Consider the following 26,657-nt stretch of genomic DNA (forward strand, 5'->3'; position numbering starts at 1 on the left):
GCCCCGCCCCGCGCCGGGGTTGACCGGGGCGCGCGCCGCCCGGCGCCGGATTACGTCGGATGCGCCGCCGCGATGGCCTCGTCCCGCGCCCCGAGCAGCTCCTTGCGCGTGAGCCGCTCGACGACCTCGCGCGTGAGGGCCAGGTGGTCCTCCTCCTCGTGCAGGCGGCACCGGAACGCCTCCCTCGCCTCGGCGTCGTCCGCCTCGTCGGCGAGCTCGAGCAACAGCTGCCAGCCGGCGTTGTCGACGAGCTCCGCGGTGAGCAGCGCGTGGAAGAGGTGGGCCGGGTTCTGGTCGCCGTCGAGCACCACCTGCTCGAGCCCCCGCGACTCGATCTCGATCAGCCGCGACATCTCGGTCTCGGCGTGCGCGTCCCCGCCGAGCGCGCGGATCTGCTCCTCGAGCCACTCCTCGTGCTCCTTCTCCTGATTCCGGTGCTCCCGGAGCCGATCGAGCAGGTTCAGCAGGCTGGGATCGGCCGTGCGGCCGACCTTCTGGATGGTGGAGTCGTACAGCTTCACGCTCGCGCGCTCGAACGTGAGCCGCTCGTTGAGCAGGTCGATGGCCTTGTCCTTGTTCACCTGTGCAAGCTTCTGCATGGATGCCTCCGGCCGGGGCAGATGCGATTCGCAGGCCGCCGAGCGGCAACGCGCGCCCGGCCGGTGCGCGCGGCGGCGCGGCGGCGAGCGGCGGCGCACGGGGGCAGGCGCGCGCCTGCCCGCGCGCGAGGCGAGGGCGCGCCGATCAGAGGTGCTCGGTCAGGTACTCGACGATGGTGCGGTTCGCGAAATGGCTCGCGACCGGCGACCGGTAGCCGTGCCGCTCGCCCGGGAACACGACCATGTCGAACCGCCTGTCCGCGGCCATGAGCGCCTCGATCATCTTGGCCGTGTGCGCGAAGTGCACGTTTTCATCCATGAGCCCGTGCATCAGCAGCAGCTTGCCGCGCAGGTTCCCCGCGTGCTTCGAGAGGTCGGTCGCCTCGTACCGGGCGGCCGCCTGGTCGAGGAGCCCCATGTACCGCTCGGTATAGCCGGTGTCGTAGAGCCGATCGTCGGTCGCCGGCGAGCCCGCGACGCCGACGTGGAAGCGGTCCGGCGCCTTGAGGAGCGCCTCCAGCGCCATCCTCCCGCCATAGCTGTGGCCGTAGATGCCCACGCGACCCGCGTCGACGTACGGCAGCGTCTTCAGGAACTCGAGGCCCGCGATCTGATCGGCGAGCTCGACCTCGCCGAGGCGCCCGTGGATGGGCGCCTCGAACGCGCGCCCGCGGTTGGCCGAGCCGCGGTTGTCGAGCTGGAAGACCACCACCCCGCGGTCGGCGAGGTGGTTCCAGAAGAGGAGCGGCGACCAGGAGTTGAACACCGTCTGGACGCCGGGCCCGCCGTACACGCTCACCACGACCGGGTAGCGGCGGCCGGGCTCGATCGCCCGCGGCGCGAGCAGCGCGCCGTAGAGCGTGTCGCCGCTCTCGGCGCGCACCTGGACGATCTCGGGGGCGCGCAGGCCGAGGTCCGCGAGCTCGGGGTCGATCGGCGCCGGCATCGCGCCGAGCTCGGCGTTGCCCTCGCCCCGCACCGCGGCCTTCCACGGGCGACCCAGGGCCGAGTGGACGTCCACGTACCCCGGCCCCTTCGGCTCCACGGTGACGAAGTGCACCCCCGGCTCCGCCGTGACCCGCTTCACCTCGCCGCCCGCGAGCGGCACCGTGTAGAGGTGCCGCTCGGTCGGGCCGTCCTTCGTGGCCACGAAGCGCGCCTCGCCGCGCTCCTCGTCCGGCGCGGCGAGCGCGGTGATGTCCCAGTCGCCCGCGGTGAGCTTCGCGAGCTCCGCGCCCGAGTCCGCGTCGCGCAGCGCGAGGTGACGGTGGCCGCCCGCGGCGGTCACCCAGAGGAACCTCGGCGAGCGCTCGAGGGGGCGCATCTCGCCGAAGTCCGCCCAGCTCGGCGAGGTCTCGACGACGACCTCGGCGGCCTCGCCCGAGCGCGGGTTCGCGCGGAGGAGCGCGAGGCGCTTCTGGTCGCGCGAGAGCGCCTGGAACCAGAGCGCCTTGCCGCCGTCGGCCCACGCGAACCGGCCGAGATAGCGCTCCTCCTGGCCGCCCTTCCACGCGAGCCAGGTCGTCTTCTTGGTGGCGAGGTCGAGCACGCCCGCCCGGACGCGGGGGTTCTTCCCGCCGACGCGCGGATAACGCACCATCTGGAGATCTTCCTTGCCGTCGCGGACGCCGAAGACGGGCACCCGCTCGACGTCGCGCTCGTCGACCTCGAGGTAGGCCACCCGGTCGCAGCCGGGGGAGATCCAGAAGCCGCTCGGCTCGTCGAACTCCTCCTGGCCGTTGAAGTCGGTGAGGCCGCGCGAGACGCCCTCGGGCGCGCCGCGGGTGAGCGCGGTCTCGCGGCGCGAGGCGACGTCGATCATGAAGAGCTCGCGCCCGCGGACGAACACGACGCGCTCGCCGCCGTCGCACACCTTGGGATCGATCTCCGGCTCGGGCGTGCTGGTGAGCCGCGCGATCGCGCCCGCCGGGTCGCGCAGGAAGAGGTCGCCGCCGAAGGGGATGAGCATCACCTCTGCGCGCTTGGCCCATGAATACGCGGTGATCCCCCGCGAGAACATGCGCTGTCGCTCGCGGCGGAGCTCCTCCTCGCGGGAGAGCGGCTTCGACTCCTTCAGCAGGTCGCCCGACGCGACGAGCTGCCGTGTCTCGCGCGACGCGGTGTCGAAGGCGAAGAGCGCCTGCTCCGGCCCGTCCGGCCGCCGCTGGAGGTAGGTGACCAGCTTGCCGCCGGGCGCGTACTGGACCGCCCTCGGCAACCGCGCGCCGAGCGGCGGCTGCCGGCCGAGGTGCGCATACGTGACCCGGCTCGCCTCCGGCCCGGCGATGGCCGTCTTGCCCCCCGCGTCACCCACCTTCGGCGCCGCGCCGCCGCCCGGCGAGGCCGCGGCCGGCGCGCCCGCCCTCACCGGCGGCGAGCCGGCCGGCGGGGCGCACCCGGCGGCCGACGAGAGGGCCAGCGACGCGAGCGACAACCACGTTGCGGGGAGCGATGTTGCGGTGAGCGGCCTTCGCATGGCCGCGATCTCGCCCGTCGCCGCGACGAAGTCAAACCGCGCTGCGCCCCGCGGGCGCGGGGCCTCACCGCCCGAGGTAGAGCTCCAGGCTCTTCTCGAGGTGCGGCAGGCCGAGCGACTTGGCGATGAATCCATCGGCCCCGCACGCGTCGGCCGTCTGCGCGAGCGCGTCCACCGCCAGCGCAGAATAAAGGACGATCCTGGTCCTCGCGATCTCCGGGTCCCGGCGGATGAGGGTGACCAGGGTCGGGCCGTCGAGCCCGGGCATCCTCACGTCGAGGAGCACGAGCGACGGCCGGTGCTTCGCGATCCGGTTCATCACGCCGAAGGCCTGCGGCACCTGGATGACATCGACCCCCTTGCGCCGCAGGACGCGCTCGACCACCGAGGCCACCGCGATGTCGTCGTCGACGACCATCGCGCTCTGCGCGGCGGCGCGCTCTCGCGCCGAGCCGCCCTCACTCCCATGCACGTCTGACATGTAGTCTTCCGTCCTGTCGCCTTCACGCAGTGTAGCCGCGCCCGCGGCGCAGTCTCGTCGGAATGGGCTGCTCTCACGCGAAACCGGATTTCCCCGATACGCACACATTCGACATGGGATGGAACAGACGTGAACCGCTCACCGCCTCTGCGGGCGCGGCTCAGGCGCCCCGCTCGGACTCGAGGGCTTCGCGCGCGCGCGCCCACTCGGCCTCGAGCGCGTCGAGGCGCTCGCGCGCCTGCCCCGCGAGGTCCTCGCGCGCGGCGCGCTCGAGCGCGGCGCAGCGCTCCGACGCGGCGAGCGCGCCGAACATGGCGCTGCTCCCCTTGAGCTGGTGGGCGGCGGCGGCCAGCGCGCCCGCGTCCCCGCGCGCCAGCGCGGCGCGCATGTCGCCGAGGAGCTCGGCCGCGCTCGCGAGCTGCACGTCGATGAGCCCGGCGAGCTCGCCGGGCCCGTCGATGATGCCCCGCAGCGTCGCCAGCGTCTCGCGGTCGAGGGGCGGCGCCGGCGCCGGGGCGGCCTCGATCGCGGCCGGCCCCTCCGCCCTCGCCGCCTCCGCCGCGCGGCGGAGCACCGCCACGAGGGGGTCGATCTGGATCGGCTTCGCGAGGAAGTCGTCCATGCCCGCCGCCCGGCAGCGCTCGCGATCGTCGGTCATCACGTTGGCCGTGAGCGCGACCACGCGCGGCCGACCGCGGGCGCCCCCGCGCAGGGCGCGGAGCCTCCGGGTCGCCTCGAGCCCGTCGAGCTCCGGCATCTGCACGTCCATCAGGAGGACGTCGTAGGGCCGCCGCTCCAGCGCCTCGAGCGCCTCGAGGCCGTTCGCCACGATGTCGGCCCGGTAGCCGAGCCGCTCGAGCAGGAGGCCGATGACCTTCTGGTTCACGGCGTTGTCCTCCGCGACGAGGATCGCGAGCGGCGCCTCCCGCCCGAGCGAGGCGTCGAGCCCGGACGCCCTCGCCGCCGGCGGCGGCGGATCCGGGGCGCGCCGGGCGGCGATGGCCACGTGGAACGTCGAGCCGACGCCGGGCGCGCTCTCGGCCCACACCCGGCCGCCCATGAGCTCGGCGAGCCGCTTCGTGATCGCGAGGCCGAGGCCGGTGCCGCCGTGGCTGCGCGCGACCGACGCGTCGGCCTGGCTGAACGCGCGGAACAGCCGATCCATGCGATCGGCCGGGATGCCGACGCCCGTGTCGCGCACCTTGATGTGGATCGCGCACGGCGGGTCCACGGCCGCGCCGCCCGGCTCCGCCGGCGCGGCGGGCGCGATCGCCTCGTCCGCGCCCAGCAGGGACACCTCGACCGTCACCTCGCCCCGCTGCGTGAACTTCACCGCGTTCCCCGCGAGGTTCACGAGGATCTGCCGGAGGCGCGTGGCGTCGCCGTAGACGGCGGCGGGCACGTCCGGCGCGATGCGGATCCCGAGCGCGATCCCCTTGCTCGCGGCCTTCGGCGCGAGCAGGTCGAGCGCGCCCTCGACGCACGCGCGCAGCGCGATCGGCCGGCTCTCGAGCTCGAGCAGGCCCGCCTCGATCTTCGAGAGGTCGAGGACGTCGTCCACGATGGCGAGGAGCGCCTCCCCGCTCGTCCGGAGCGTCTCGACGAGGTCGCGCTGGTCGGCGGTGAGCGGCGTGTCGAGGAGCAGCCCGGTCATCCCGAGCACGCCGTTCATGGGCGTCCTGAGCTCGTGGCTCATGGTCGCGAGGAAGCGCGACTTCGACGCGTTCGCCGCGTCGGCGGCCTCGCGGGCCGCCGCGAGGGCGGCGTTGTTCTCGCGGAGCTCCTCCTGCGCGAAGTGCTCGGCGGTCACGTCCATGAAGATCCACAGGCGCCCCCGCTCGCCGAGCACGCTCGTCGGCGTCGTGGCCACGCTGAGCGCCCGGCGGGGCGGCCCGGAGAAGATCCAGCGCCAGTCCCGGAGCTCGGCGCCGGACCGCGAGAAGGCGGCGACCGCGTCCCGCTGGATCTCGGCGCGGTTGTCGGCCCGCGCGCGCAGGTTCGCCATCGCGCGCGCGACGTCGGGGAGGCGCACGACCCCGCCCTCCACGCCGAGCAGCGCGGCGGCCGCGCTGTTCACCCACGCCTCCGAGCCCCACTCGTCGAGGAAGACGATCCCGTGCGGGAGCGTCTGCACGATCGCCTCGAAGCGCGCGCGCAGCGCGTCGGCGCGCAGCGCCTGCCCGCGCAGGTGGACGAGCGCGTGCAGGAGGCCCGGCAGCGCCTCGAGCAGCGCCCGCTCCTCGTCGGCGAACGGCGCGGCGGCGCGGCGGACGAGCACCAGCGCCCCGTCGATCCCGCCGACGCGCGACCACGGCAGGACCGCGGTCGCGCCGCGCAGCGGCTTCGGGATCGCGAAGAGCGCGCTCGTGTCCCGGTAGACGCCGCGGCCGAGCTCGATCGCGCCCCCGAAGAGCGCCGGGGTCGTGACGCTGTCCGGCAGCACGCCGCGCGGGTCGCTCGCGAGCACCTCCGCGGTGACCTCGTCGACCCGCCGCAGCGCGAGCGCCGCGTCCGCGCCGGCCGCGTCGCGCACGACCGGGATCACGCGCCGGAGCGCCGCGTCCGCGTCCCCCTCGGCCGAGGCCTGCGAGAGCGCCGCGAGCACGCGCTTGAGCGGGGGGCCGAGGTCCACCGCCGCCGGCTCAGCTCAGGAACCGGCGCAGCGCCTCGTTGACGGCGGCGGGCGCGCTCAGGTGCGGGAGGTGCCCGTACGCGTCGATGACGGCGAGCCGCGCGCCGGGGATGCGGCCGGCGAGGTACCGGCCGACGGCGACCGTCCTGTCCCCCTCCCCCACCACGCGGACGTTGTTGCGCCGGAACGCCTCGGAAACGCTCATCGCCTCACCCCTTCGCGACGAGCGTATCCGCGGCGCCCCGCCGCGTCTCCCGCCCTGGCCAGGCTCAGCTCGCGATTCGCCGCAGCACGATGACCGGCCGGCCGGCCTCACGCGAGCGCTCGAGATCCACCTTACAGTCGAGCATCCAGTCGTTGTCGTCGTCCGGGTCGGCGATGATCTGCTCCACCACCCACGAGCCGCCGTCCTCGGCCGGGTGGATGATCGTGTTGCTCGGGCTCCGGGCGACCGGATCGGTGCGGATCGCGGCGTGCTCCGCGTAGAAGCCGCGGAGCGCCTCCTCCAGCCGCTCCGCCGTCCAGGGGGCTTCCTCGCCCTCCACCATCTCGGCGGCCACCTCGTAGTCGCGACGGGCGAGCGCGCGCAGGAAGAAGAACAGCTCGTTCCTGACGAGCACCGTGAAGTCCTTCGCGTTGCGGGTGACGTCGAACGCGGACGGCTCCACGGCGCCGCCGGGGGAGGCCGCGCGCGGCTGGTACGACGGGTCGCGCAGCCGCTCCCACTCGTCGAGGAGGCTCGAGTCCACGCCGCGGATGAGCGCCCGGAAATAGGCGATCATGTCGCTCGTGTCGGCGTCCTTCGCGTAGTCGGGGACGGTCTGGACGAGCGCCTTGTACACCTCGGAGACGTACCTGAGCAGGAGCCCCTCCGCCCGCTCCAGGTTGTACTCCCGGATGTACTCGCCGAACGACAGGTATTGCTCGTACATCTCGCGCGCGACGCCCTTCGGCCGGATGTTCTCCTGCCCGACCCAGGGGTGCCGCCGCGCGTAGTCGTTGAACGTGCCGTAGATGAACTCCGCGTTCGGCTTCGGATAATCGAGCTTCTCGAGCTCCTCCATCCGCTGCTCGTACTCCACGCCGGCCGCCTTGAGCTCCGCGAGCTTCTCGGTCTTCAGCCGATCGAGCTGCTTCTGCAGGATGAGATCGGGGTTTTCGAGGATCGACTCGACGAGCGTCAAGAGATCGAGCGGATAGGTGCCGGTGTCGGGATCCAGCTTTCCCACCGTCTCGAGCACGTAGAGCGAGAGCGCGTGGTTCAGCGAGAAATCCTCCTGGAGATCCGCGTTGATGCGGATGCGCTTGCCCGGCCCGTCGTCCTTGGGGACGAACTCGATGATGCGCGCCTCCACGAGGGAGCGGAACAGGAGCATCGCCGTCCTGCCGTGCTGGCGCCGGACCGCGGGCCGGTCGTGGGTGCTGCGGACGAGCCGCTTCATCGCCTGACACCCGCCCTCCTCGCGGCCGAGCACGTTGACCAGCATGCCGTGCGTGACCTGGAACCGCGACACGAGCGGCTCGGGCGGCGACTGGATCAGCCGCTCGAACGTCTGCCGGTCCCAGTGCACATAGCCCTTCTCCGGCGGCTTCTTCTTCACGATCTTCCGCCGCTTGGCCGGGTCGTTCCCCGCCTTGGCCTCGAGCCGCATGTTCTCGATGACGTGCTCCGGGGCCTGCGCCACGACGCTGCCCTGCGTGTCGAACCCCTTGCGGCCGGCGCGGCCGCTGATCTGCTGGAAGTCGCGGACGCTCAGGATGGCCGTCTTCTCGCCGTCGAACTTGCAGAGCTTCGTGAACAGCACCGTGCGGATCGGGATGTTGACGCCGACGCCGAGCGTGTCCGTGCCCGAGATGATCTTGAGGTGCCCCTGCTGGGCCAGCTTCTCGACGAGGAGCCGGTACTTCGGCAGGAGCCCCGCGTGGTGCAGCCCGATGCCGTGCTTGACGAAGCGCTGCACCTCCCGGCCGTAAGGGCTCGAGAACTTCACCCCGGCGAGGGCGGCGGTGATCGCCCGCTTCTCCTCCTTGGTGCAGTAGTCCTGGCTCATGAGGTTCTGCGCCTCCTCGGCGCAGGCCCGCTGGGTGAAGCTCACGATGTAGATCGGCGCCTTGCCGTTCTTGACGAGGGTCGCCACCGTCTCGTGCAGCGGCGTCTCGCGGTACTCGAAGTCGAGCGGCACCGGGCGCACGGTCGACTTGATCACGGCGGTCTGCTCGCCGGTGAGGCGCGCGATCTCCTCCTGGAAGAACTCGGTGCCTCCCATCGTGGCGCTCATGAGCAGGAACCTCGCCTGCGGCAGCGTGAGCAGCGGGATCTGCCAGGCCGCCCCGCGGTCGCGATCCGAGTAGTAGTGGAACTCGTCCATGATCACGTAGTCGCAGAGCGCCTTCTCGCCCTCGCGGAGCGCGATGTTCGCGAGGATCTCGGCCGTGCAGCAGATGATGGGCGCGTCGCGGTTCACCGACGCGTCGCCGGTCAACATTCCCACGTTCTCGGGGCCGAAATCGTTGCAGAGCGCGAAGAATTTCTCGCTGACGAGCGCCTTGATCGGGCACGTGTAGTAGGACTTCATCCCCTCGGCCATCGCCTTGAAGTGCATCGCGGCCGCGACGAGCGACTTGCCCGAGCCGGTCGGGGTGTTGAGGATGACGTTCTTGCCGCCGAAGATCTCGAGGATGGCCTCCTCCTGCGCCGGGTAGAGCTCGAGTCCGCGCTCGGCGACGTAGTCGAGGAAGCCGTTCAGGAGGTCGTCGGCCGTGAAGTCGTGGGGGGACGGCGGGAGGCGGGCGAGGAGCGGAGCGGCGGCTTGGTCCATGGCGGCTGGGACGCCCGTCGAGGGGGCGCACCATGCAGAAGCCTGGTTCCACGGAAAATGCAAGCAAACTCCTCCGTGTCCCGGTCGGATCGCCGGGCCTCGCGCGAGGCCCGGACGGAAAGGGCTCCGAGGACAGGCGGGGTGAGCCGATGACGTGCGCTCGATCCGGCCTGCCATGCTGCCGTAACACGCCGTGTTCGTGATAGCGTGGCCGGACAAGCGGGGGGACGCCGCACGCGCACGTCCGGGGGGCACGTGGGGCGGGCCGGTGGCCTGGAGAGCGGACGGACAGCGATGGGGGAGACCGCCGGACAGCCAGCCTGGTCGATGTGCTCATCCGGCAGGGGGTGCGCGCAGATCGAGGCGCCGGCCGGGCGGCTCCTGCGCGTCAGCGGCTCGCTCTGCCGGCTGCTGGGCTACGCGGAGCGGGAGCTGCTCGGGAAGAGGCTGTTCGACCTGGCGCTGCCGGAGGACCGGACGAGCTCGCTGGCCGCATGGCGCTCGATGGTCGAGGCCGGCGAGGAGGAGCTCACGTTCGAGATGCGCTGCCGCTGCAAGGACGGCGGCGTCCGCTCGCTCCAGCTGACGGGCGTCTCCGTCGGTGACGCCCGCGACCCGCCGTATCGCGTGGTGGTGTTCGTCGAGGACATCACCGAGCGGCGGCGCGCCGAGGAGCGGGCGCTCGCGGCGGAGCAGGCGCTGGCCGAGAGCGAGGCCAGGATGCAGCGGCTGTTCTACAGCAACATGGCCCCGATGGCGTTCTGGATGCCCGACGGGCGCATTGTCCAGGCGAACGACGCGTATCTGCAGCTCGTGGGCTGCACGCGGGAGGAGCTCGCGGCCGGCCTGGTCCGCTGGGATTCCGACGCGCTGCCGGAGGAGCGCCGCGCCGGCGATCGCGCGCGGGCGGAGCTCTTGTCGGGCCGGTGGACGTTCGCGCCGTTCGAGAGGACGTATGTGCGGCGCGACGGGACGCGGATAAGGATGCTCGTGAGCGGCTGTCTGCTGCCCGCGGGGCGGTTCGAGGACGGCGGCTTCGTGCTCGCGCTCGACATGACGGCGCTCCGGCGCGCGGAGGCGGCGTTCCGGCAGAGCGAGCAGGTCTTCCGCGCCATCGGCGACTCCATCGATTACGGCGTCTGGGTCAGCGACCGCGAGGGCCGGAACGTCTATACCAGCGAGGCGTTCCTGCGCATGGCGGGGTTGACCCAGGCGGAGTGCGTGGCGGGCGGGTGGCTCGACGCGATCCACCCCGACGACCGGCACAAGGTGGCGATCTTCCGGCGGTACCTGCGGACGGGTGAGCCGTTCGAAGAAGAGATCCGCTACGTCGGCGCGGACGGCGCCGCTCACCCCACCCTCAGCCGGGCCGTCCCGATCCGCGACGCGCGGGGCGAGATCACCGCCTGGGTCGGCCTGTGCCTGGACATCGGCCGGCTCAAGCGCACGGAGGAGGCGCTGCGCGAGAGCGAGCGCCGGCTCCGGGCGGCGCTCGACGACGCGCGGCGGGTCATCGCCGAGCGCGAGCGCCTGGAGGACGAGCTCCGCCGGCGCGAGCGGCAGCTCGCGTCGCTCATGGCGAACTCGCCCGACGCGATCTACCGCATGAATCTGGATCTGCGCTGCACGTTCATGTCGCCCACCTCGCTGGCGGTCACGGGGCTCCCGCCGGAGCACTACGTCGGCAGGACGCCCCGCGAGAACGGGCTCCCGCTCGAGGTGTGCGAGGCGGGCGAGGCGGCGTGCCGCGAGGCGCAGAGGACGGGCAAGCCGCAGCGGATGGAGTTCGGCCTCGGCGCGCGGAGGTTCCGCGCCCGGTACATCCCCGAGCTCGGTCCCGACGGCGCGGTGGAGTCGTTCATGGGGATCACCGAGGAGGTCACCGCGGAGCGGCTGGCCGAGGAGGAGCGCCAAAAGCTGCTCGAGAGCGAGCGCGCCGCGCGCGACGAGGCCGAGCGCGTCAGCCGCGTCAAGGACGACTTCGTCGCCACCCTCTCGCACGAGCTGCGCTCGCCCATCAACGCCATCCTCGGCTGGGCCCGCATCCTGCGCAGCCGGACCCCCGAGCCGCAGGCCCTCGCGCGCGGGCTCGAGGTCATCGAGCGCAACGCGCGCCTCCAGGCCGACATGGTCTCCGAGCTGCTCGACATGAGCCGGATCGTCTCGGGGAAGCTGCGCCTCGACGTCCAGCCGGTCGACCTGCCCGCGGTCCTCCAGGGCGCGCTCGAGGCGGTCAAGCTCGCGGCCGAGGCCAAGGGCCTCACGGTCGTCTCGAGCGTCGAGCCCGAGCCGCTCTCGCTCAAGGGCGACCCGGCCCGGCTCCAGCAGGTCGCCTGGAACCTGCTGTCGAACGCGGCGAAGTTCACCCCGGCCGGCGGGCGGATCGACGTCGCGCTCCGGCGCGCCGGCGCGCACGCCGAGCTGTCGGTCAGCGACACCGGCCCGGGCATCGCCCCGCAGTTCTTGCCGCACCTGTTCGAGCGCTTCCGCCAGGCGGACGCCTCCTCGACGAGGAAGCACGGCGGGCTCGGCATCGGGCTCTCCATCGTCAAGCACCTGGTCGAGCTGCACGGCGGCACCGTGCAGGTCGACAGCCCGGGCGAGGGACGCGGCGCGACCTTCACCGTCAGGCTGCCGCTCGCCGGCATCTCGCCCCAGGCGCCCGGCGCGACGCAGCGGCCCCCCGCCCCGCGCGCCGAGGCGGCGGCCGTCTCCTCGGCCGACGAGCTCACCGGCGTGCGCGTCCTCGTGGTCGACGACCAGCCCGACGCGCGCGAGGTCGCCCAGCGCGTGCTCGAGGACTGCGCCGCGCGCGTCACCACGGCCGGGTCGGCCGCGGAGGCGATGGCCGTGCTGGAGCGCGAGCGCCCCGACGTGCTCGTCAGCGACCTCGGCATGCCCGGCGAGGACGGCTTCCAGCTCATCCGCAAGGTGCGCGGCCTCGACCCCGCGCGCGGCGGCGCGACCCCGGCCGTCGCGCTCAGCGCACTGGCGCGGGCCGAGGACCGGGCGCGCGCGCTCGGCGCCGGCTACCAGGCCCACGTCGCCAAGCCGCTCGACCCGGCGGAGCTCGTGGGCGTCGTCGCCGCGCTCGCCAGGCAGCGGGCCACGGGGTGAGACGCGGTTGTTCCTGGGGAGCGCGTCGGATAGGTAGAGATCCAGCCAGCGTCGAGCGTCACCGGGCGCACGGTCGACGTGATCACGGCAGTCTGCTCGCCGGTGAGCCGAGTGATGTCCTCCGGGAAGAACTCGATGCCTCCCGTCGTGGCGCTCATGAGCAGGAGTCTCGCCTGCGGCAGCGTGCCTTGAAATGACGGGATTACGCGAGCAAACGCCTCCATGTCCCGGTCGGACTGTCGGGCTCCGAGCGAGACCCGGACGGAAAAGACTCCGAGGACAGGCGGGGTGAGCCGACGACGTGCGCTCGATCCGGCTGCCATGCTGCCGTAACACGCCGTGTTCGTGATAGCGTGGCCGGACGAAACGGGGGGGACGCCGCACGCGCACGTCCGGGGGGCACGTGAAACGGGCCGGCGGCCTGGAGAGTGAACGGACAGCGATGGGGGAAATCGCCGGACAGCCAGCCTGGTCGATGTGCTCATCCGGCAGGGGGTGCGCGCAGATCGACGCGCCGGCCGGGCGGCTCTTGCGTATCAGCAGCTCGCTCTGCCGGCTGCTGGGCTACGCGGAGCGCGAGCTGCTCGGGAAGAGGCTGTTCGACCTGGCGCTGCCGGAGGACCGGACGGGCTCGCTGGCCGCATGGCGCTCGATGGTCGAGGCCGGCGAGGAGGAGCTCACGTTCGAGATGCGCTGTCGCTGCAAAGACGGTTGTATCCGCTCGCTCCAGCTGACGGGCGTCTTCGTCCGCGACGCCCACGACCGGCCCTATCGCGTGGTGGTGTTCGTCGAGGACATCACCGAGCGGCGGCGCGCCGAGGAGCGGGCGCTCACGGCGGAGCAGGCGCTGGCCGAGAGCGAGGCCAGGATGCAGCGGCTGTTCTACAGCAACATGGCCCCGATGGCGTTCTGGATGCCCGATGGGCGCATTGTCCAGGCGAACGACGCGTATCTACAGCTCGTGGGCTGCACGCGGGAGGAGCTCGCGGCCGGCCTGGTCCGCTGGGATTTGGAGCTGCTGCCGGAGGATCGTCCCGAGGACGAGCGCGCCCGGGCGGAGCTTTTGTCGGGCCGGTGGACGTTCGCGCCGTTCGAGAGGACGTATGTGCGGCGCGACGGGACGCGGATAAGGATGCTCGTGAGCGGCTGTCTGCTGCCCGCGGGGCGGTTCGAGGACGGCGGCTTCGTGCTCGCGCTCGACATGACGGCGCTCCGGCGCGCGGAGGCGGCGTTCCGGCAGAGCGAGCAGGTCTTCCGCGCCATCGGCGACTCCATCGATTACGGCGTCTGGGTCACCGACCGCGAGGGCCGGAGCGTTTATGCCAGCGAGGCGTTCCTGCGCATGACGGGGTTGACCCAGGCGCAGTGCGCGGAGGGCAGGTGGCTCGACGCGATCCACCCCGACGACCGGCACGAGGTGGCGACCTTCTGGCGGTGCCTGTGGACGGGCGAGCCGTACGAGAAAGAGCTCCGCTATCTCGGCGCGGACGGCGCCGTCCACCCGGCCCTCAACCGGGCCGTCCCGATCCGCGACGCGCGGGGTGAGATCACCGCCTGGGTCGGCCTGTGCCTGGACGTCGCCCGGCTCAAGCGCACGGAGGACGCGCTGCGCGAGAGCGAGCGCCGGCTCCGGGCGGCGCTCGACGACGCGCGGCGGGTCATCGCCGAGCGCGAGCGCCTGGAGGACGAGCTCCGCCGGCGCGAGCGGCAGCTCACGTCGCTCATGGCGAACTCGCCCGACGTGATCTTCCGGCTCGACCCCGAGATGCGGTGCACGTTCACGACGGCCGCCGTCGAGGCGGTGACCGGGTTCCCGCCCGAGTACTACCTCGGCAAGCACGGCTTCGAGACCGTCCTTCCGCGGGAGATGTGCGAGGCCAGCGAGGCCGCGTGCCGCGAGGCGGCGAGGACGGGCAAGCAGCAACGGATCGAGTTCACCCTGGGCGAGCGGAGATACCGGACGCGCTTCATCCCCGAGCTCGGTCCCGACGGCGCGGTGGAGTCGTTCATGGGGATTTGCGAGGACGTCACCGCGGAGCGGCTGGCCGAGGAGGAGCGCCAGAAGCTGCTCGAGAGCGAGCGCGCCGCGCGCGACGAGGCCGAGCGCGTCAGCCGGGTCAAGGACGACTTCGTCGCCACCCTCTCGCACGAGCTGCGCTCACCCATCAACGCCATCCTCGGCTGGGCCCGCATCCTGCGCAGCCGGACCCCGGAGCCGCAGGCCCTCGCGCGCGGGCTCGAGGTCATCGAGCGCAACGCGCGCCTCCAGGCCGACATGGTCTCCGAGCTGCTCGACATGAGCCGGATCGTCTCGGGGAAGCTGCGCCTCGACGTCCAGCCGGTCGACCTGCCCGCGGTCCTCCAGGGCGCGCTCGAGGCGGTCAAGCTCGCGGCCGAGGCCAAGGGCCTCACGGTCGTCTCGAGCGTCGAGCCCGAGCCGCTCTCGCTCAAGGGCGACCCGGCCCGGCTCCAGCAGGTCGCCTGGAACCTGCTGTCGAACGCGGCGAAGTTCACCCCGGCCGGCGGGCGGATCGACGTCGCGCTCCGGCGCGCCGGCGCGCACGCCGAGCTGTCGGTCAGCGACACCGGCCCGGGCATCGCCCCGCAGTTCTTGCCGCACCTGTTCGAGCGCTTCCGCCAGGCGGACGCCTCCTCGACGAGGAAGCACGGCGGGCTCGGCATCGGGCTCTCCATCGTCAAGCACCTGGTCGAGCTGCACGGCGGCACCGTGCAGGTCGACAGCCCGGGCGAGGGACGCGGCGCGACCTTCACCGTCAGGCTGCCGCTCGCCGGCATCTCGCCCCAGGCGCCCGGCGCGACGCAGCGGCCCCCCGCCCCGCGCGCCGAGGCGGCGGCCGTCTCCTCGGCCGACGAGCTCACCGGCGTGCGCGTCCTCGTGGTCGACGACCAGCCCGACGCGCGCGAGGTCGCCCAGCGCGTGCTCGAGGACTGCGCCGCGCGCGTCACCACGGCCGGGTCGGCCGCGGAGGCGATGGCCGTGCTGGAGCGCGAGCGCCCCGACGTGCTCGTCAGCGACCTCGGCATGCCCGGCGAGGACGGCTTCCAGCTCATCCGCAAGGTGCGCGGCCTCGACCCCGCGCGCGGCGGCGCGACCCCGGCCGTCGCGCTCAGCGCCCTGGCCCGGGCCGAGGACCGGGCGCGCGCGCTCGGCGCGGGCTACCAGGCCCACGTCGCCAAGCCGCTCGACCCGGCGGAGCTCGTGGGCGTCGTCGCCGCGCTCGCCAGGCAGCGGGCCACGGGGTGAGACGCGGTTGTTCCTGGGGAGCGCTTCGGATAGGTAGAGGTCTTTCCGGCGCCGTTCCGGGGGCGATCGCGAGCAGGCCATGGTCCAGCAGATCTCCGTGAAAGAGCTCTTTCTGAAGCTGAAGGCGGGCGAGCCCGTGGTGCTCCTCGACGTGCGCACGCCCGGCGAGCACGAGGTCGCGGCGCTGCCGGGCAGCACGCTGATCCCGCTGACCGAGCTCGCCGAGCGCGCGGACGAGGTCGCGGCCCCCGAGGGCGCGCTGATCGTCGCGTACTGCCACCACGGCGTCCGGAGCCTCTCGGCCGCCGCGATCCTCGAGAAGCTCGGCCACGCGCGCGTCGCCTCGCTCCAGGGCGGCATCGACGCGTGGTCGGTCCACATCGACGAGAGCGTCCCGCGGTACTGACGCGGGGGCGAGCTCCTGCCGCGCGCGCTGGGACTCCAGCCGTCGGCCGTGCTGACCGGAGGCCGCCCGGCCGCCGCGCCGTCATCCGCCTCGGCTTCTCATGTGCTCCAGGGTGCCTCGGGGCGCGTCGCTCGCGATGGCGCTCTCCAGCCCCTCGGCCGCGCCCAGGGCGGCCTCGTGCGCGCGCGGGAGCATCGTCGCCTCGTACTTGCGCACGGCGGTGTCGAGGTCCGGACACGCGCTGATCGCGAGGGCGAGCTCGGCCCCGTCGAGCATGGCCAGGTTGGCGCCCTGGCCGGAGAAGGGCGACATGAGATGCGCGGCGTCGCCGAGCAGGGTGACGCCGGGGCGGGTGGCCCAGGTGTGCGGGACGGGCAGGGCGTACAGCGGCCGCGGGGCAAAGCTGTCGTCGCACGCGCGCAGCAGCGCGCGCAGCTCGGGCGCCCAGCCGGCGAACGCATCCAGCAGCCTGGCCCGCGCTGCGCCGGGGTCGTCGAAGTCGATGCCGCAGGTGTCCACCCAGCCGTCCGGGACCCGGAGGGCGACGTAGGCGCGGACATGGCCGTTGCTGTTGCGCTGGGCGATGAGCCCCTTGTTGTCCGACAGGGCGAACATGCTGCCGCGCCCGACGAGGCGGGCGACGTCGGGGTGCCGGCGGTCCACGTCGTCCAGGCGGATCTCGATGAAGGTCACGCCCGTGTAGCCGGGCGTTGCGGGCGAGACCAGCGGACGCACCCGCGACCACGCGCCGTCCGCGCCGACCACCAGGTCGAACGTCCCGGCGCTGCCGTCGTCGAAGACGGCCTCGTGGCGGCCGTCGCCGGCCGGCCGGATGGCGCGCAGGGGACGGCCCCACTGGACCACGCCGGGGTCCAGCGACTCGAGCAGCAGGCGGCGCAGATCCCCGCGGTCGATCTCGGGATTGAGCTGCTCGTCGCTGCCGGCGATGTGCTCGAAGAGGAGGGTTCCCTCGCCGTCGAACAACCGCAGATCCTGGCCCTCTGGGCGCGAAATCTCGAGGAACCGCTCGTACAGGCCGGCCGCGCGGAGGGCGACTTGCCCGCTGTCGGCCTGCATGTCCAGCGTCCCGCCCTGGGGCCTCGCCGTGGGGGAGGCCTCCCGCTCGAACACCGTCGCGCTGATCCCACGGGTTTGCAGCACACGGGCCAGGGTCAGGCCGCCGGGGCCGCCGCCGACGATGGCGATGCGGGGTGACTTGGGTCGTCCCATCGAAAACCTCCTGATGCCCCGCGCGACGCTCCGCGAGGGACGGGCTCGTTCGCAGCGGCTCGACCCTGGACGACCACGTCCAGAGGCGCCGCTCTGGTCAGCAACCTAGCGAGCGACCCAAAAAGTGCAATGACTAAACTTTATTCGTTAGTCAATTCTTGAGACGCCTACGCTTGTAGGATAAGGTGAGACACATGACGCAGCCGATCGGTCGTCGCGAGCGCAAGAAGGCCCAGACGCGCAAGGCGCTGGCGGACGCCGCGTGGCGGCTGTTCGCGGAGCGCGGGTACGACCAGGTGACGGTCGCGGACGTGGCGGAGGCCGCGGACGTCTCGGTGACCACGCTGTTCAAGCACTTCGAGAGCAAGGAGGCCCTGGTGTTCGACCGGGAGTCCACCGTGGAGGCCGGCCTCGTGGCCGCCGTGCGCGAGCGGGGCCCGGGTCGATCGATCCTGGACGCGCTGCGCGCGCACCTGGCGCGCGCGCCGCCGCTGGACCCGGCCGTGAAGCAGGACCTCCGCCGCTTCACCGAGGTGGTGAGCCGCACGCCGGCCCTGCGCGAGTACGCGCGGCGGATGTGGATGCGCCACGAGGACGCGCTCTCCCGCGCCATCGCCGAGGAGACCGGCGCCGCCGCGGACGACATCGCCGTCCAGGCCCTGGCCCGGTATGCGCTGGAGGCCGTCGCCCTGGCAGAGCATCACCCCGACCCGCAGCGCGCCTTGAGCGTCGTCTTCGACCTCCTGGAGCGCGGATGGGGCAAGTACGGCGCGCGCCCGAGCTCGCCCGGTCCCGGATAGCGCACGTCGTCATCGCGTCGACCCAGCAGGCATGAGCGGCGCCGACCCAGCAGGCGTGAGCGACGCCGAAGTCCGGCCATCCGGCCGGACTTCGGGCGGGCCTACCTGGCGGAGCTAGTTGAGGGCGGCGGCGCCGAGCCGGAAGTAGAGCCTCCGGCGCGCGCCGCACGCGCTGCAGGCGACCTGCGCGACGCGGAGGCGGACGCCGTCCAGCGTCTCGGCCGTGTGGTCCTCCACGCGGAGGGCGCCGCGGCAGCGCGGGCACGGGATCGACCGCGCGGCCACCTCGACCTGCGAGGCTGCGTCGAGCGCGATGGCGCGCTCCGGGGTGTGGCCCGGCTCGAGCAGCGCGAGCCGCTCGATGTCGCGGGTGAGCTTCTCCGCCGCGCGGTCGCCCGCGCGCCGGGCGGCGCGGGCCGAGAGCTTCTTCTTCGCCATGGGTCTCCCTGCGCTCCGGGTCTACCAGCTACCGGTCGTCGCGGATCGCGGGCGCGGGCTCATGAGGGGCCGGCGCCTTGGGGTCGTGCGCGGCGCTGCCCGGCGGGCGCGCCGGAGCGCGCGCCGGCTTGCGCGGCGCCCCGTCCAGCCGGGGGTCGGGCGGCGTCTTGGGCCCGGAGGCGGCGGACGAGGGAGCCGCACCCGGCCCCGCCCCGCCGGCCGCGGCGGAGCCGGGGGGCTGCGACGGAGCCGCCGCGCCGGCCGCGCCCTCCAGCGCCTCGCCGGCCGACGCCGGGGTGTCCGGGGGCTCGGGCTCGCCCGCGGCGTCGAGCGACGAGGCGTGGGCCGGCGCCCGCGAGGCCGGGCCGGACGAGGGGGCGACGTTCGGCGACCTCTCGGGGCGGCGGGGCCAGAGCGTCACCCCGACCGCGACCGCGGCGGTGAGGGAGGCGGCCGCGGCGATCCGCGCGGCCGCGCGGCGGCGCTTGCGCAGCATGAGGGAGCTCTGCTGGCCGGGGCGGCGCTCGGTCACGACGGGCACGCTCCCGATGCTCTCCTCGCCTTCGGTCGGCGGGCGCGCCGCGAGCAGCCGGTAGGGCCAGGGCAGCGTGGGGCCGTCGTCCTGCGCCATCCGCAGCGTGGGGCCGTCCTCGCGCGCCATCGTCAGCGTGGGCCCGTCCTCGCGCGCCATCGTCAGCGTGGGGCCGTCCTCGCGCGCCATCATCAGCGTGGGCCCCTCGTCGCTCGAGACCGGCACCGAGGTGCGCTCGCCCGGCGCGGCGTCGCGGGTGCGGAGGGCGTCGGCCGCCGTGCCCGGGCTGGGCAGGGTCGTCACGTGGTCGCCGCCGGGCGCGACCACGGTGGCGCGGCGGCTGAACCTCCCGTCGGGGTCGTCGTCGGCGCCCGGGCGCGGCCAGGTCGCCGCGGCGCCCTGGAAGCGCGCCGCGCCGGCGGGCGTGGTGCTGGCGGTGGGGTCGGGCGGGAGCGGCGGGGGCGGCAGCGAGGGGAAGGCCTTGCCCGCGGCGATCGCCTCGATCTGGTCGCGCGCGCGCGCCGAGTGCTCGGTGCCGTACGGGGCGAGCGCGCGCGACAGCTCCACGACGCTCTGAAAGCGCTGCAGCACGTCCTTCTCCAGGCAGCGCAGGATGATCTCCTCGAGGTGGACGGGCAGCTCCCACCGGTGCACGCGCGGCGGCCTGGGCGCGTCGGTGACGATGGCCACGAAGAGCGCCGAGATGGAGGGCGCGTCGAAGGGGAAGCGCGCGGTGAGGAGCTGGTAGAGGATGATCCCGAGCGCCCAGACGTCGGTGCGCGCGTCGACGTCCTTCGTGCAGCGCACCTGCTCGGGCGACATGTAGCAGGGGGAGCCGAGCATCATCTCCGACGCCGTGAGCTTCCCGTCCTCCTCGGCGGCGTCCTCGGCCGACTTGGAGAGGCCGAAGTCGAGCACCTTGACCAGGGGGACGCCGCTCGTGCCGGTCGTGAGGAAGAGGTTTCCCGGCTTCAGGTCGCGGTGGACGATGCCGCGCGCATGCGCCTCCGCGACCGCCTCGCAGCTCTGGAGCACGTAGTCGACGGCCTCGGAGACCGGCAGGGGGCCGCGGGCGTCGAGCACCTGCTGGAGGTCGCGGCCGCGCAGGTACTCCATGACGAGGTACGGCAAGCCCATCTCGGCCGTGCCCACGTCGATGACGCGGGCGACGTGGTCGCTCCGGATCGCCGCGGCGGCCCGCGCCTCGCGCAGGAAGCGGGCGCTCGCGCCCGGGAAGTCCTTGGCCCGCGGGAGGAGGAACTTGACCGCGACGCGCTGGCGCAGCGAGACGTGCTCTGCGACGAAGACAACGCCCATGGAGCCTCGGCCCAGGCTGCGCTCGAGGCGATATCTCTGCGCGAAGACCTCACCTATTCTTGGGATGCCTGCGGCGGATGCGGGCGCATCCGGCTTCATGGCCCGACCTCCATCGGCTCACTATAGCCGCACCGGCGTCCATTTTGACGCGAAGATGCGGGCGTCAGGCGCCGCCAGGCGGCGGTATGCGGGGGAAGCGCAGCGCGTGCGCCGCGGTCGCACGGATTGCGTGGGTCGCGCCGGGGCGCGGCGCACGTCCTGCGCAGAGCGGCAGCTCGCGGTAGCGCACGATCTCTGCGGCATGACCGGCAGCGGAAAGACCGGTCTCGTCATGGTCCTCGTCGAGGAGGCGCTGCGCTCGGGCGTCCCGGTGCTCATGATCGACGTGAAGGCGGCCTGGGTCGTCAGGGCGGGAGCAAGGCGAGCTGCTCTTCGAGCTCCTTCGCCTCGCTGGGCATCCGGAGCTTGCGGTAGAGGGCGAGGGCCGCGGACCACCGCGCGCGGGCTCCTGCGGGCCTGCCCTCGTCACGGTCAAAGACGCCCATCACGTCGAGACATCGGGCCTCGTACTCCGTGTGGCGGAGGGCACGCGCCTGCTCGAGGGCCTCTTCGAGATGCTGCCGGGCTTGCAAACGCCGCCCGCTACGGTGATCGAGCATCGCGATCTCGATGCTCGTGGCGAGCCTGCCAGCCTCATTCCCGATGCGCCGCTCCAGCTCCAGCGCCCTCTCGTACAGCGTGCGCGCCTCGTCCACGCGCCCCTGATCCGCGTCCAGGGTCGCGAGCGCGTGCAGCGTCGCCGCCTCCCCCTGCACATCCCCGACGCGCCGCTCCAGCTCCAGCGCCCTCTCGTACAGCGTGCGCGCCTCGTCTATGCGCCCCTGCTGCGCTTGCAGATTCGCGAGCGCGTGCAGCGTCGCCGCCTCCCCCTGCACATCCCCGACGCGCCGCTCCAGCTCCAGCGCTCTCTCGTACAGCGTGCGCGCCTCGTCCACGCGCCCTTGCTGCGCGTCCAGGACCGCGATCTGGTGCAGCGTCGGCGCCTCCCCCTGCACATCCCCGACGCGCCGCTTCAGCTCCAGCGCCCTCTCGTACAGCGTGCGCGCCTCGTCCACGCGCCCTTGCTGCGCGTCCAGGACCGCGAGCTCGTGCAGCGTCACCGCCTCCCCCTGCACATCCCCGGCGCGCCGCTTCAGCTCCAGCGCCCTCTCGTAGAGCGTGCGCGCCTCGTCCACGCGCCCTCGCTGCGCTTCCCGCATTGCGCGCTCGTGCACGTCGGCCCCCGGCCTCCCCTCGTCTCCGGTCGCGTCGGATCGCGGCTGGATCGCTCCAAACGTCGGCGCCATCGCCTGAAGCTTCGGCGAAAGCCGCCCCCCGCAATACCAGGCGAGCGCCGCCATCGCTGCGATCCCCGCAAGCCAAGCCCAACGCTGCCCCGCTTCGCGCACGCCGTCCCTCATTCCACGCCAGGGTCGCGCTGTCATTGGAACAGGAAGGTGGAAGAGCAACCAGGCGTTCTTCCTGCCTTCCCGCCGGCACGTGAGACCAGAAGGGGCTGATGATCGCACCAGCCATGCCTCTGCGCGCGCGAGGTGGCGAGAGCCTGCGCCGCCTCGCGCTCGGAGCATTGCGACGTCGCGCCCGCCGTGGCACGAGCGCGCCCTCATGCCGACCCGCCCCTTCGCCCTGGGCCGCTCTCGCCCGCTGTCGGGTGATCCCGGCGCCGCTGCCGCGCGCCCGCTCGAGCTCCCCGCGCACCACCTCGTGACCCACGGCGTGGTCGTCGGCATGACCGGCAGCGGCAAGACCGGCCTCGTCATGGTCCTCGTCGAGGAGGCGCTGCGCTCGGGCGTCCCGGTGCTCATGGTCGACGTGAAGGGCGACCTGCCCAACCTGCTCTTCACCTTCCCGGAGCTCTCCCCGGCCGAGTTCGAGCCGTGGATCGACCCCTCGGCGGCCGCGCGCGACGGCCGCGGGACGGCCGACGTCGCCGCCGAGCTCGCGGCGCGGTGGCGCGCGGGGCTCGCCGCCTCGGGGCTCGGGCCGGCCGACGTCGCCGCGCTCCGCGCCCGCATGGCGCCGCGCCTGCTCACGCCGGGCACCACCGCGGGCGAGCCGATCCACGTGCTGTCGGCGCTGGAGACGCCCTCGTCGCTCTGGGACGAGGACGAGGAGGCCGCCCGCGAGGCGCTCTCGGCCTCGCTGTCGCTCCTGCTCCGGCTCGTCGGGCGCGACCCGGATCCGGCGCGGAGCCGCGAGCACGTGCTGCTCGCGCACCTCGCCGAGCGGCGGCTGCGCGAGCGCCGGGCCGCGGGGCTCGAGGAGCTGCTCGCCGACCTCGCCGCGCCGCCGATCGCCGCGGTGGGCGCCCTCGACGTCGACGCGTTCTTCGCCCCGAAGGAGCGGCAGGCGCTCGCGCGCGAGCTCAACACCCTGCTCGCCTCCCCCACGTTCGCGACGTGGCGCAAGGGCGCGCCGCTCGACGTCGCGGGGTGGCTCGCGCCGGACGCCCGGAGCGGCAAGACGCCGGCGGTGATCGTGAGCGTCGCGCACCTGGAGGACGACGAGCGGCTCCTCGTCCTCGGGCTGCTGTTCGATCAGCTGCTCTCGTGGGTGCGCGGCCTCGCCGGGACGAGCGACCTGCGCGCCCTCGTGGTCTTCGACGAGGTGTTCGGGTTCCTGCCCCCGCACCCCGCGAACCCGCCCACCAAGCGGCCGCTGCTCGCGCTGCTGAAGCAGGCGCGCGCCTTCGGCGTGGGCGTCGTCCTCGCCACGCAGAACCCGATGGACCTCGACTACAAGGCGCTCTCCAACGCCGGCGCGTGGTTCGTGGGGCGGCTGCAGACCGACGCCGACCGCGAGCGCGTCGTCGAGGGGCTCTCGGGCGCGGACGGGGGCGCCGGCGGCGTCGACGCCGCGGCGCTGTCGGCCACCCTGAAGGCGCTCCCCCCGCGCACGTTCTTCGTGCGCGACGTCCACATGCAGCCGCCCTCGTTCCTGGCCGAGACGCGCTTCAGCCTGTCGTGGCTGCGCGGCCCGGTCACCCGGCGCGAGATCGGCCGCCTCGTCCGGGGCATGTCCCCTCCCCCGCCCGCGCCGCCGCCGGCCTCGCCGGCGCCCGCCGCATCCGCGCCGCACGCCGCCCCCGCGCCCCCGGCGGCGGGCGCCCCCGTGGCGAGGTCGCCGGCGCCGCTCCCGCACCCGCCGCCCGTGGGCCCGGGCGGCACGGTCGTCCTCGATCCGCGCCGCGCGCCGCCCGTCCCGGCGTCGCACGCCGCGCGGCGCGGCGAGGCCGCTCGCGCGAGCGCCGGGGCCGCGGCGCCGGCCTCGCCGCCGCCCCCCGCGTCCCTGGCCGCGCCGCCGGCGCCGCCCGAAGGCTGGCGGAGCCTCTACGCGCACGCCCCGACCGCCGCCCCGGAGGGCTTCCGTTACATCCCCTGGGTGGCGTGCTCGGTCGTCGCCCACCTGCGCGACGCGAAGCTCGGCATCACCCTCAACCAGAGCCAGCTCCTCGCCGCCCCGCTGCTGCCCGACGGCCGACCGGATCTGTCGCGCGTCACCCGGCTCGACCCCTCGCTGCTCTCCCCCTCGCCCGCGGCGGGCGCCCGCTTCGCCGAGCTGCCCGCCCCCCTCGCGAAGCGCGCCGCCGCGCAGGCCGCGGCGCGCGCGCTCCGGGAGCACGCCTACCGCACGACCGAGGCCGCCGTGGCCGTCCACCGGGAGCTCGGGCTCGCGCAGGCCGAGGGCGAGCCGCTCGAGGCGTTCGCCGCCCGCTGCCGCGCCGCCGCGGCCCGGCTCGCCGCGGCCGAGCAGCAGCAGGTGATCGGCCGGTTCGCGCCCAGGATCGCGCGCCTCGGCGAGCGCATCGCCGCCGCGAAGGCGCGGTACGACCAGGCCGAGGCCGAGGTGGCCGCGCTCCCCGGCGCGGTGGGCGCGGCGCTGCTCGGGCTCGTCGCCGGCCGGGAGACCGCGCGGCGCGCCGGGACCCAGCGCGACCGGGCCGCCGCGAAGCTCGAGCGCGCGCGAACGGAGTGGACCGAGGCGGACGCCGCGCTCCGCGACCTCCACGCCGCCCAGGCCGCCGAGCTCTCCGCGCTGGAGCAGCTCCCCCACCGCGCCGCCGAGGGCATCGAGACGAAGCGCCTCGTCCCCAGGAAGAGCGACGTCGAGGTCGCCTTCGTCGCGCTCGCGTGGGCCGCGACGCTCTCCGGCACGGCGTGAGCCTCCGCCACGGCGGCCTGCGGCCCTCGCCCCGCCCCGCAGGCCGCCGTGCCCCCCTGGCACCCCGCCCGCGGGCCAGCTCGCTGCAGCCGGGGCGCAGCCCGCTGCAAAGCGCCCCCGCGCCGCCTTCGCCTGTGCTCTGATCCAGGGGAGCCCCCCTCGGCCCGCCTCCGGCTGGCCAGGGCGAGAGCGCGCCGGCACGACGGCGCGCGCCATGGAGCCGAGCCATGCAGACCTCGCGGCAGCTGAGCCCCCCGGGTGGACCGTGAACGGCGGCGCCGGCGCGACGCACGTCGCGCTCCCGCCCCCCGCCGCCGTCCCGGCGCGCGACCGGGCGCCCTCCCGCGCGCTCGCCGGCCCGAGGTGGGCGCCCGTCTGGCTCGTGGCCGGGCTCTGGATGATCCCGGTGCTCGTCTCGAGCGCGCAGACCTACCTGTTCGTCCAGCAGAAGCAGGAGACACGCCTCCCCCTCTTCGCCGCCTTCGTCTGGCAGGGGCTGCCCTGGCTCTTCTGGGCGCTCATGACGCCCGCGATCGTCTGGCTCGGCCGCAGGTTCCCGATGGAGCGCCGGGGCCTCGTGCGGAACGTCGCGGTGCACCTCGCCGCCAACCTCGCCATGGCCCCGGGCCACGTCGCGGTCAGCGCGCTCATGGGGCGGCTCATCGGCCACGAGCACTACGTGAAGACGTCGTTCCCCGACGTCTTCGTCAAGCTCATCAGCATCTACCTCGACATCGAGCTGCTCATCTACTGGGGGATCCTCGCGATGGTCCACGCGGCGGACTACCACCGCAAGTACCGGGAGCGCGCGGTCGCGGCCGCGCAGCTCGAGACGAAGCTCGTGCAGGCGGAGCTCCAGGCGCTCAAGATGCAGCTCCACCCGCACTTCCTCTTCAACACGCTCCACGCCATCGCGGTGCTCGTGAGAAAGCAGGAGACGCAGGCCTCGGTCCGCATGATCACCGGCCTGAGCGAGCTGCTCCGGATGGCGCTCGAGAGCGCGGGCAAGCAGATCGTGCCGCTCAAGCAGGAGCTCGATTTCCTCGATCGCTACCTCGAGATCGAGAAGACCCGCTTCCAGGACCGGCTGACGGTGCGCAAGGAGGTCGCCCCCGAGGCGCTGGACGCCGAGATCCCGAACCTCATCCTGCAGCCGATCGTCGAGAACGCGATCCGCCACGGCATCGCCCCGCGCGCGTCGTCGGGGAGCGTGACGATCGCCGCGCGGCGGGAGGATCACCGCCTCGTCGTGGAGGTGACCGACGACGGCCGGGGGCTCACGGAGGGCTGGGCCGGCGAGGCGAGCGAGGGGACGGGGCTCGGCAACGTGCGCGCGCGGCTCCGGCAGCTCTACCCGGGCGACCACCGGCTCGCCGTCGCGCGGCGCCCGGAGGGGGGCGTCCTCGTGACGGTCGCGGTCCCGTTCCGGCCCGCGCGCCCGCAGAAGGAGCCGCGCGCGCATGGATAGCCCCGGCGAGATCCGCGCCGTCATCGTGGACGACGAGCCGCTCGCCCGCGAGGGCATCCGCATGCTCCTCGCGGACGACCCCGAGGTCGCGGTCGCCGCCGAGTCGGGCGACGGCCCGAGCGCGCTCGAGACGATCCGGCGGCTGCGGCCGGACCTCGTGTTCCTGGACGTGCAGATGCCCGAGATGAACGGGTTCGAGGTGATGGCGTCGCTCCCGCCGGGCGAGCTGCCCGCGGTGATCTTCGTGACCGCGTTCGACCGCTACGCGCTGCGCGCCTTCGAGGTCCACGCCCTCGACTACCTGCTGAAGCCGTTCGACGACGACCGCTTCCACGACGCGCTCCGCCGCGCCAAGAGCCACCTGCGGCTGTCGCGGATGAGCGACCTGAGCCAGCGCCTGCTCTCGCTCCTGCAGAGCTACGGCGACCCCGGCGCGGCGGCCGCCGCGCGCGGGCGGGCGGGCCCCGGCTCGGAGCCGCCCGCCGCCGGCGCCGAGCACCCGCGGCGGCTCGCGATCAAGGACGGCTGCCGCGTGGTCTTCCTCAGCGTCGAGGAGATCGACTGGATCGAGGCGGCCGACTACTACGTGCAGATCCACGCCGGCGGGAAGAGCTACCTCCACCGCGAGACGATGAACAGCGTGGAGGGCAAGCTCGATCCGGCGCGGTTCGTGCGGATCCACCGCTCGGCGATCGTGAACCGCGACCGGATCAAGGAGCTCCGCACCCAGGGCCGCCGGGACACGGTCGTGGTCCTCGCCGGGGGCGCGGAGCTCAAGGTGGCGCGGAGCCACCGGGAGAAGCTGTCGGTGCTGCGGTGATGGGCGCGGGGCCGCGCGCTCGCAGCGCCGCCCGCG

17 protein-coding genes are annotated in these 26,657 nt (G+C 73.9%); 7 read left to right on the plus strand and 10 right to left on the minus strand.

All coding sequences use genetic code 11. From position 1 onward, the window contains the following. Positions 1-50: 50 nt before the first annotated feature. From WME83_RS26345 to WME83_RS26370, 6 genes are all read right to left on the minus strand, one after another. Complete coding sequence (locus tag WME83_RS26345) at positions 51-599, minus strand: DUF892 family protein (protein ID WP_437312450.1); 549 nt, start codon at positions 597-599, stop codon at positions 51-53. Between the two features lie 145 nt (positions 600-744). After that, positions 745-3,075, minus strand: a complete 2,331-nt coding sequence (locus tag WME83_RS26350) for an alpha/beta fold hydrolase (protein WP_437312451.1) — start codon at positions 3,073-3,075, stop codon at positions 745-747. A 64-nt stretch (positions 3,076-3,139) separates the two neighbouring features. Next, entirely contained in the window at positions 3,140-3,556 is a 417-nt protein-coding gene (locus tag WME83_RS26355) for a response regulator (RefSeq protein WP_437312452.1), read from the minus strand. Between the two features lie 160 nt (positions 3,557-3,716). Next, entirely contained in the window at positions 3,717-6,188 is a 2,472-nt protein-coding gene (locus WME83_RS26360) for an ATP-binding protein (protein ID WP_437312453.1), read from the minus strand. 10 nt (positions 6,189-6,198) lie between these two features. Further along, on the minus strand, positions 6,199-6,393 hold the full coding sequence (locus WME83_RS26365; protein WP_437312454.1) for an alpha/beta fold hydrolase: 195 nt from the start codon (positions 6,391-6,393) through the stop codon (positions 6,199-6,201). A gap of 64 nt (positions 6,394-6,457) precedes the next feature. Next, positions 6,458-9,007 (minus strand): DEAD/DEAH box helicase, encoded by a 2,550-nt coding sequence (locus tag WME83_RS26370; protein WP_437312455.1) that lies wholly within the window; start codon positions 9,005-9,007, stop codon positions 6,458-6,460. A 327-nt stretch (positions 9,008-9,334) separates the two neighbouring features. On the opposite strand from WME83_RS26370, the gene WME83_RS26375 reads away from it, so the two are divergent. The 3 genes from WME83_RS26375 (at position 9,335) to WME83_RS26385 (ending at position 15,795) form a co-directional block, all read left to right on the plus strand. Then, positions 9,335-12,124: a hybrid sensor histidine kinase/response regulator gene (locus WME83_RS26375; RefSeq protein ID WP_437312456.1), complete on the plus strand. Its 2,790-nt coding sequence runs from the start codon at positions 9,335-9,337 to the stop codon at positions 12,122-12,124. A gap of 475 nt (positions 12,125-12,599) precedes the next feature. Continuing rightward, positions 12,600-15,389 carry a PAS domain S-box protein gene (locus WME83_RS26380; RefSeq protein ID WP_437312457.1) on the plus strand — a complete coding sequence of 930 codons (2,790 nt, stop codon included), beginning with the start codon at positions 12,600-12,602 and terminating at the stop codon, positions 15,387-15,389. Between the two features lie 79 nt (positions 15,390-15,468). After that, positions 15,469-15,795 carry a rhodanese-like domain-containing protein gene (locus WME83_RS26385; protein WP_437312458.1) on the plus strand — a complete coding sequence of 109 codons (327 nt, stop codon included), beginning with the start codon at positions 15,469-15,471 and terminating at the stop codon, positions 15,793-15,795. Between the two features lie 81 nt (positions 15,796-15,876). On the opposite strand, the gene WME83_RS26390 is transcribed toward WME83_RS26385, so the two are convergent. Continuing rightward, on the minus strand, positions 15,877-17,025 hold the full coding sequence (locus tag WME83_RS26390) for an FAD-dependent oxidoreductase (protein WP_437312459.1): 1,149 nt from the start codon (positions 17,023-17,025) through the stop codon (positions 15,877-15,879). A 194-nt stretch (positions 17,026-17,219) separates the two neighbouring features. On the opposite strand from WME83_RS26390, the gene WME83_RS26395 reads away from it, so the two are divergent. Then, the gene (locus WME83_RS26395) at positions 17,220-17,825 is read left to right on the plus strand and encodes a TetR/AcrR family transcriptional regulator (protein WP_437312460.1); all 606 of its coding nucleotides are present in this window, start codon (positions 17,220-17,222) and stop codon (positions 17,823-17,825) included. A 114-nt stretch (positions 17,826-17,939) separates the two neighbouring features. Here the strand turns inward: WME83_RS26395 and WME83_RS26400 are convergent, their stop codons facing one another. The 3 genes from WME83_RS26400 to WME83_RS26410 form a co-directional block, all read right to left on the minus strand. After that, positions 17,940-18,263, minus strand: a complete 324-nt coding sequence (locus tag WME83_RS26400; protein ID WP_437312461.1) for a hypothetical protein — start codon at positions 18,261-18,263, stop codon at positions 17,940-17,942. Between the two features lie 28 nt (positions 18,264-18,291). Then, complete coding sequence (locus WME83_RS26405) at positions 18,292-20,211, minus strand: serine/threonine-protein kinase (protein ID WP_437312462.1); 1,920 nt, start codon at positions 20,209-20,211, stop codon at positions 18,292-18,294. Between the two features lie 305 nt (positions 20,212-20,516). After that, on the minus strand, positions 20,517-21,371 hold the full coding sequence (locus WME83_RS26410; RefSeq protein ID WP_437312463.1) for a tetratricopeptide repeat protein: 855 nt from the start codon (positions 21,369-21,371) through the stop codon (positions 20,517-20,519). A 406-nt stretch (positions 21,372-21,777) separates the two neighbouring features. Here WME83_RS26410 and WME83_RS26415 point away from each other — a divergent pair, with 406 nt between their 5' ends. From WME83_RS26415 to WME83_RS26425, 3 genes are all read left to right on the plus strand, one after another. After that, positions 21,778-24,333: a helicase HerA-like domain-containing protein gene (locus WME83_RS26415; RefSeq protein WP_437312464.1), complete on the plus strand. Its 2,556-nt coding sequence runs from the start codon at positions 21,778-21,780 to the stop codon at positions 24,331-24,333. Between the two features lie 214 nt (positions 24,334-24,547). Further along, entirely contained in the window at positions 24,548-25,801 is a 1,254-nt protein-coding gene (locus tag WME83_RS26420) for a sensor histidine kinase (protein ID WP_437312465.1), read from the plus strand. Further along, complete coding sequence (locus tag WME83_RS26425; protein WP_437312466.1) at positions 25,794-26,621, plus strand: LytR/AlgR family response regulator transcription factor; 828 nt, start codon at positions 25,794-25,796, stop codon at positions 26,619-26,621. The genes WME83_RS26420 and WME83_RS26425 overlap by 8 nt, the downstream gene beginning before the upstream one ends. Positions 26,622-26,657 lie beyond the last annotated feature (36 nt).

The organism is Sorangium sp. So ce385 (assembly GCF_051474135.1).
Taxonomy (GTDB): domain Bacteria; phylum Myxococcota_A; class Polyangia; order Polyangiales; family Polyangiaceae; genus Sorangium; species Sorangium cellulosum_D.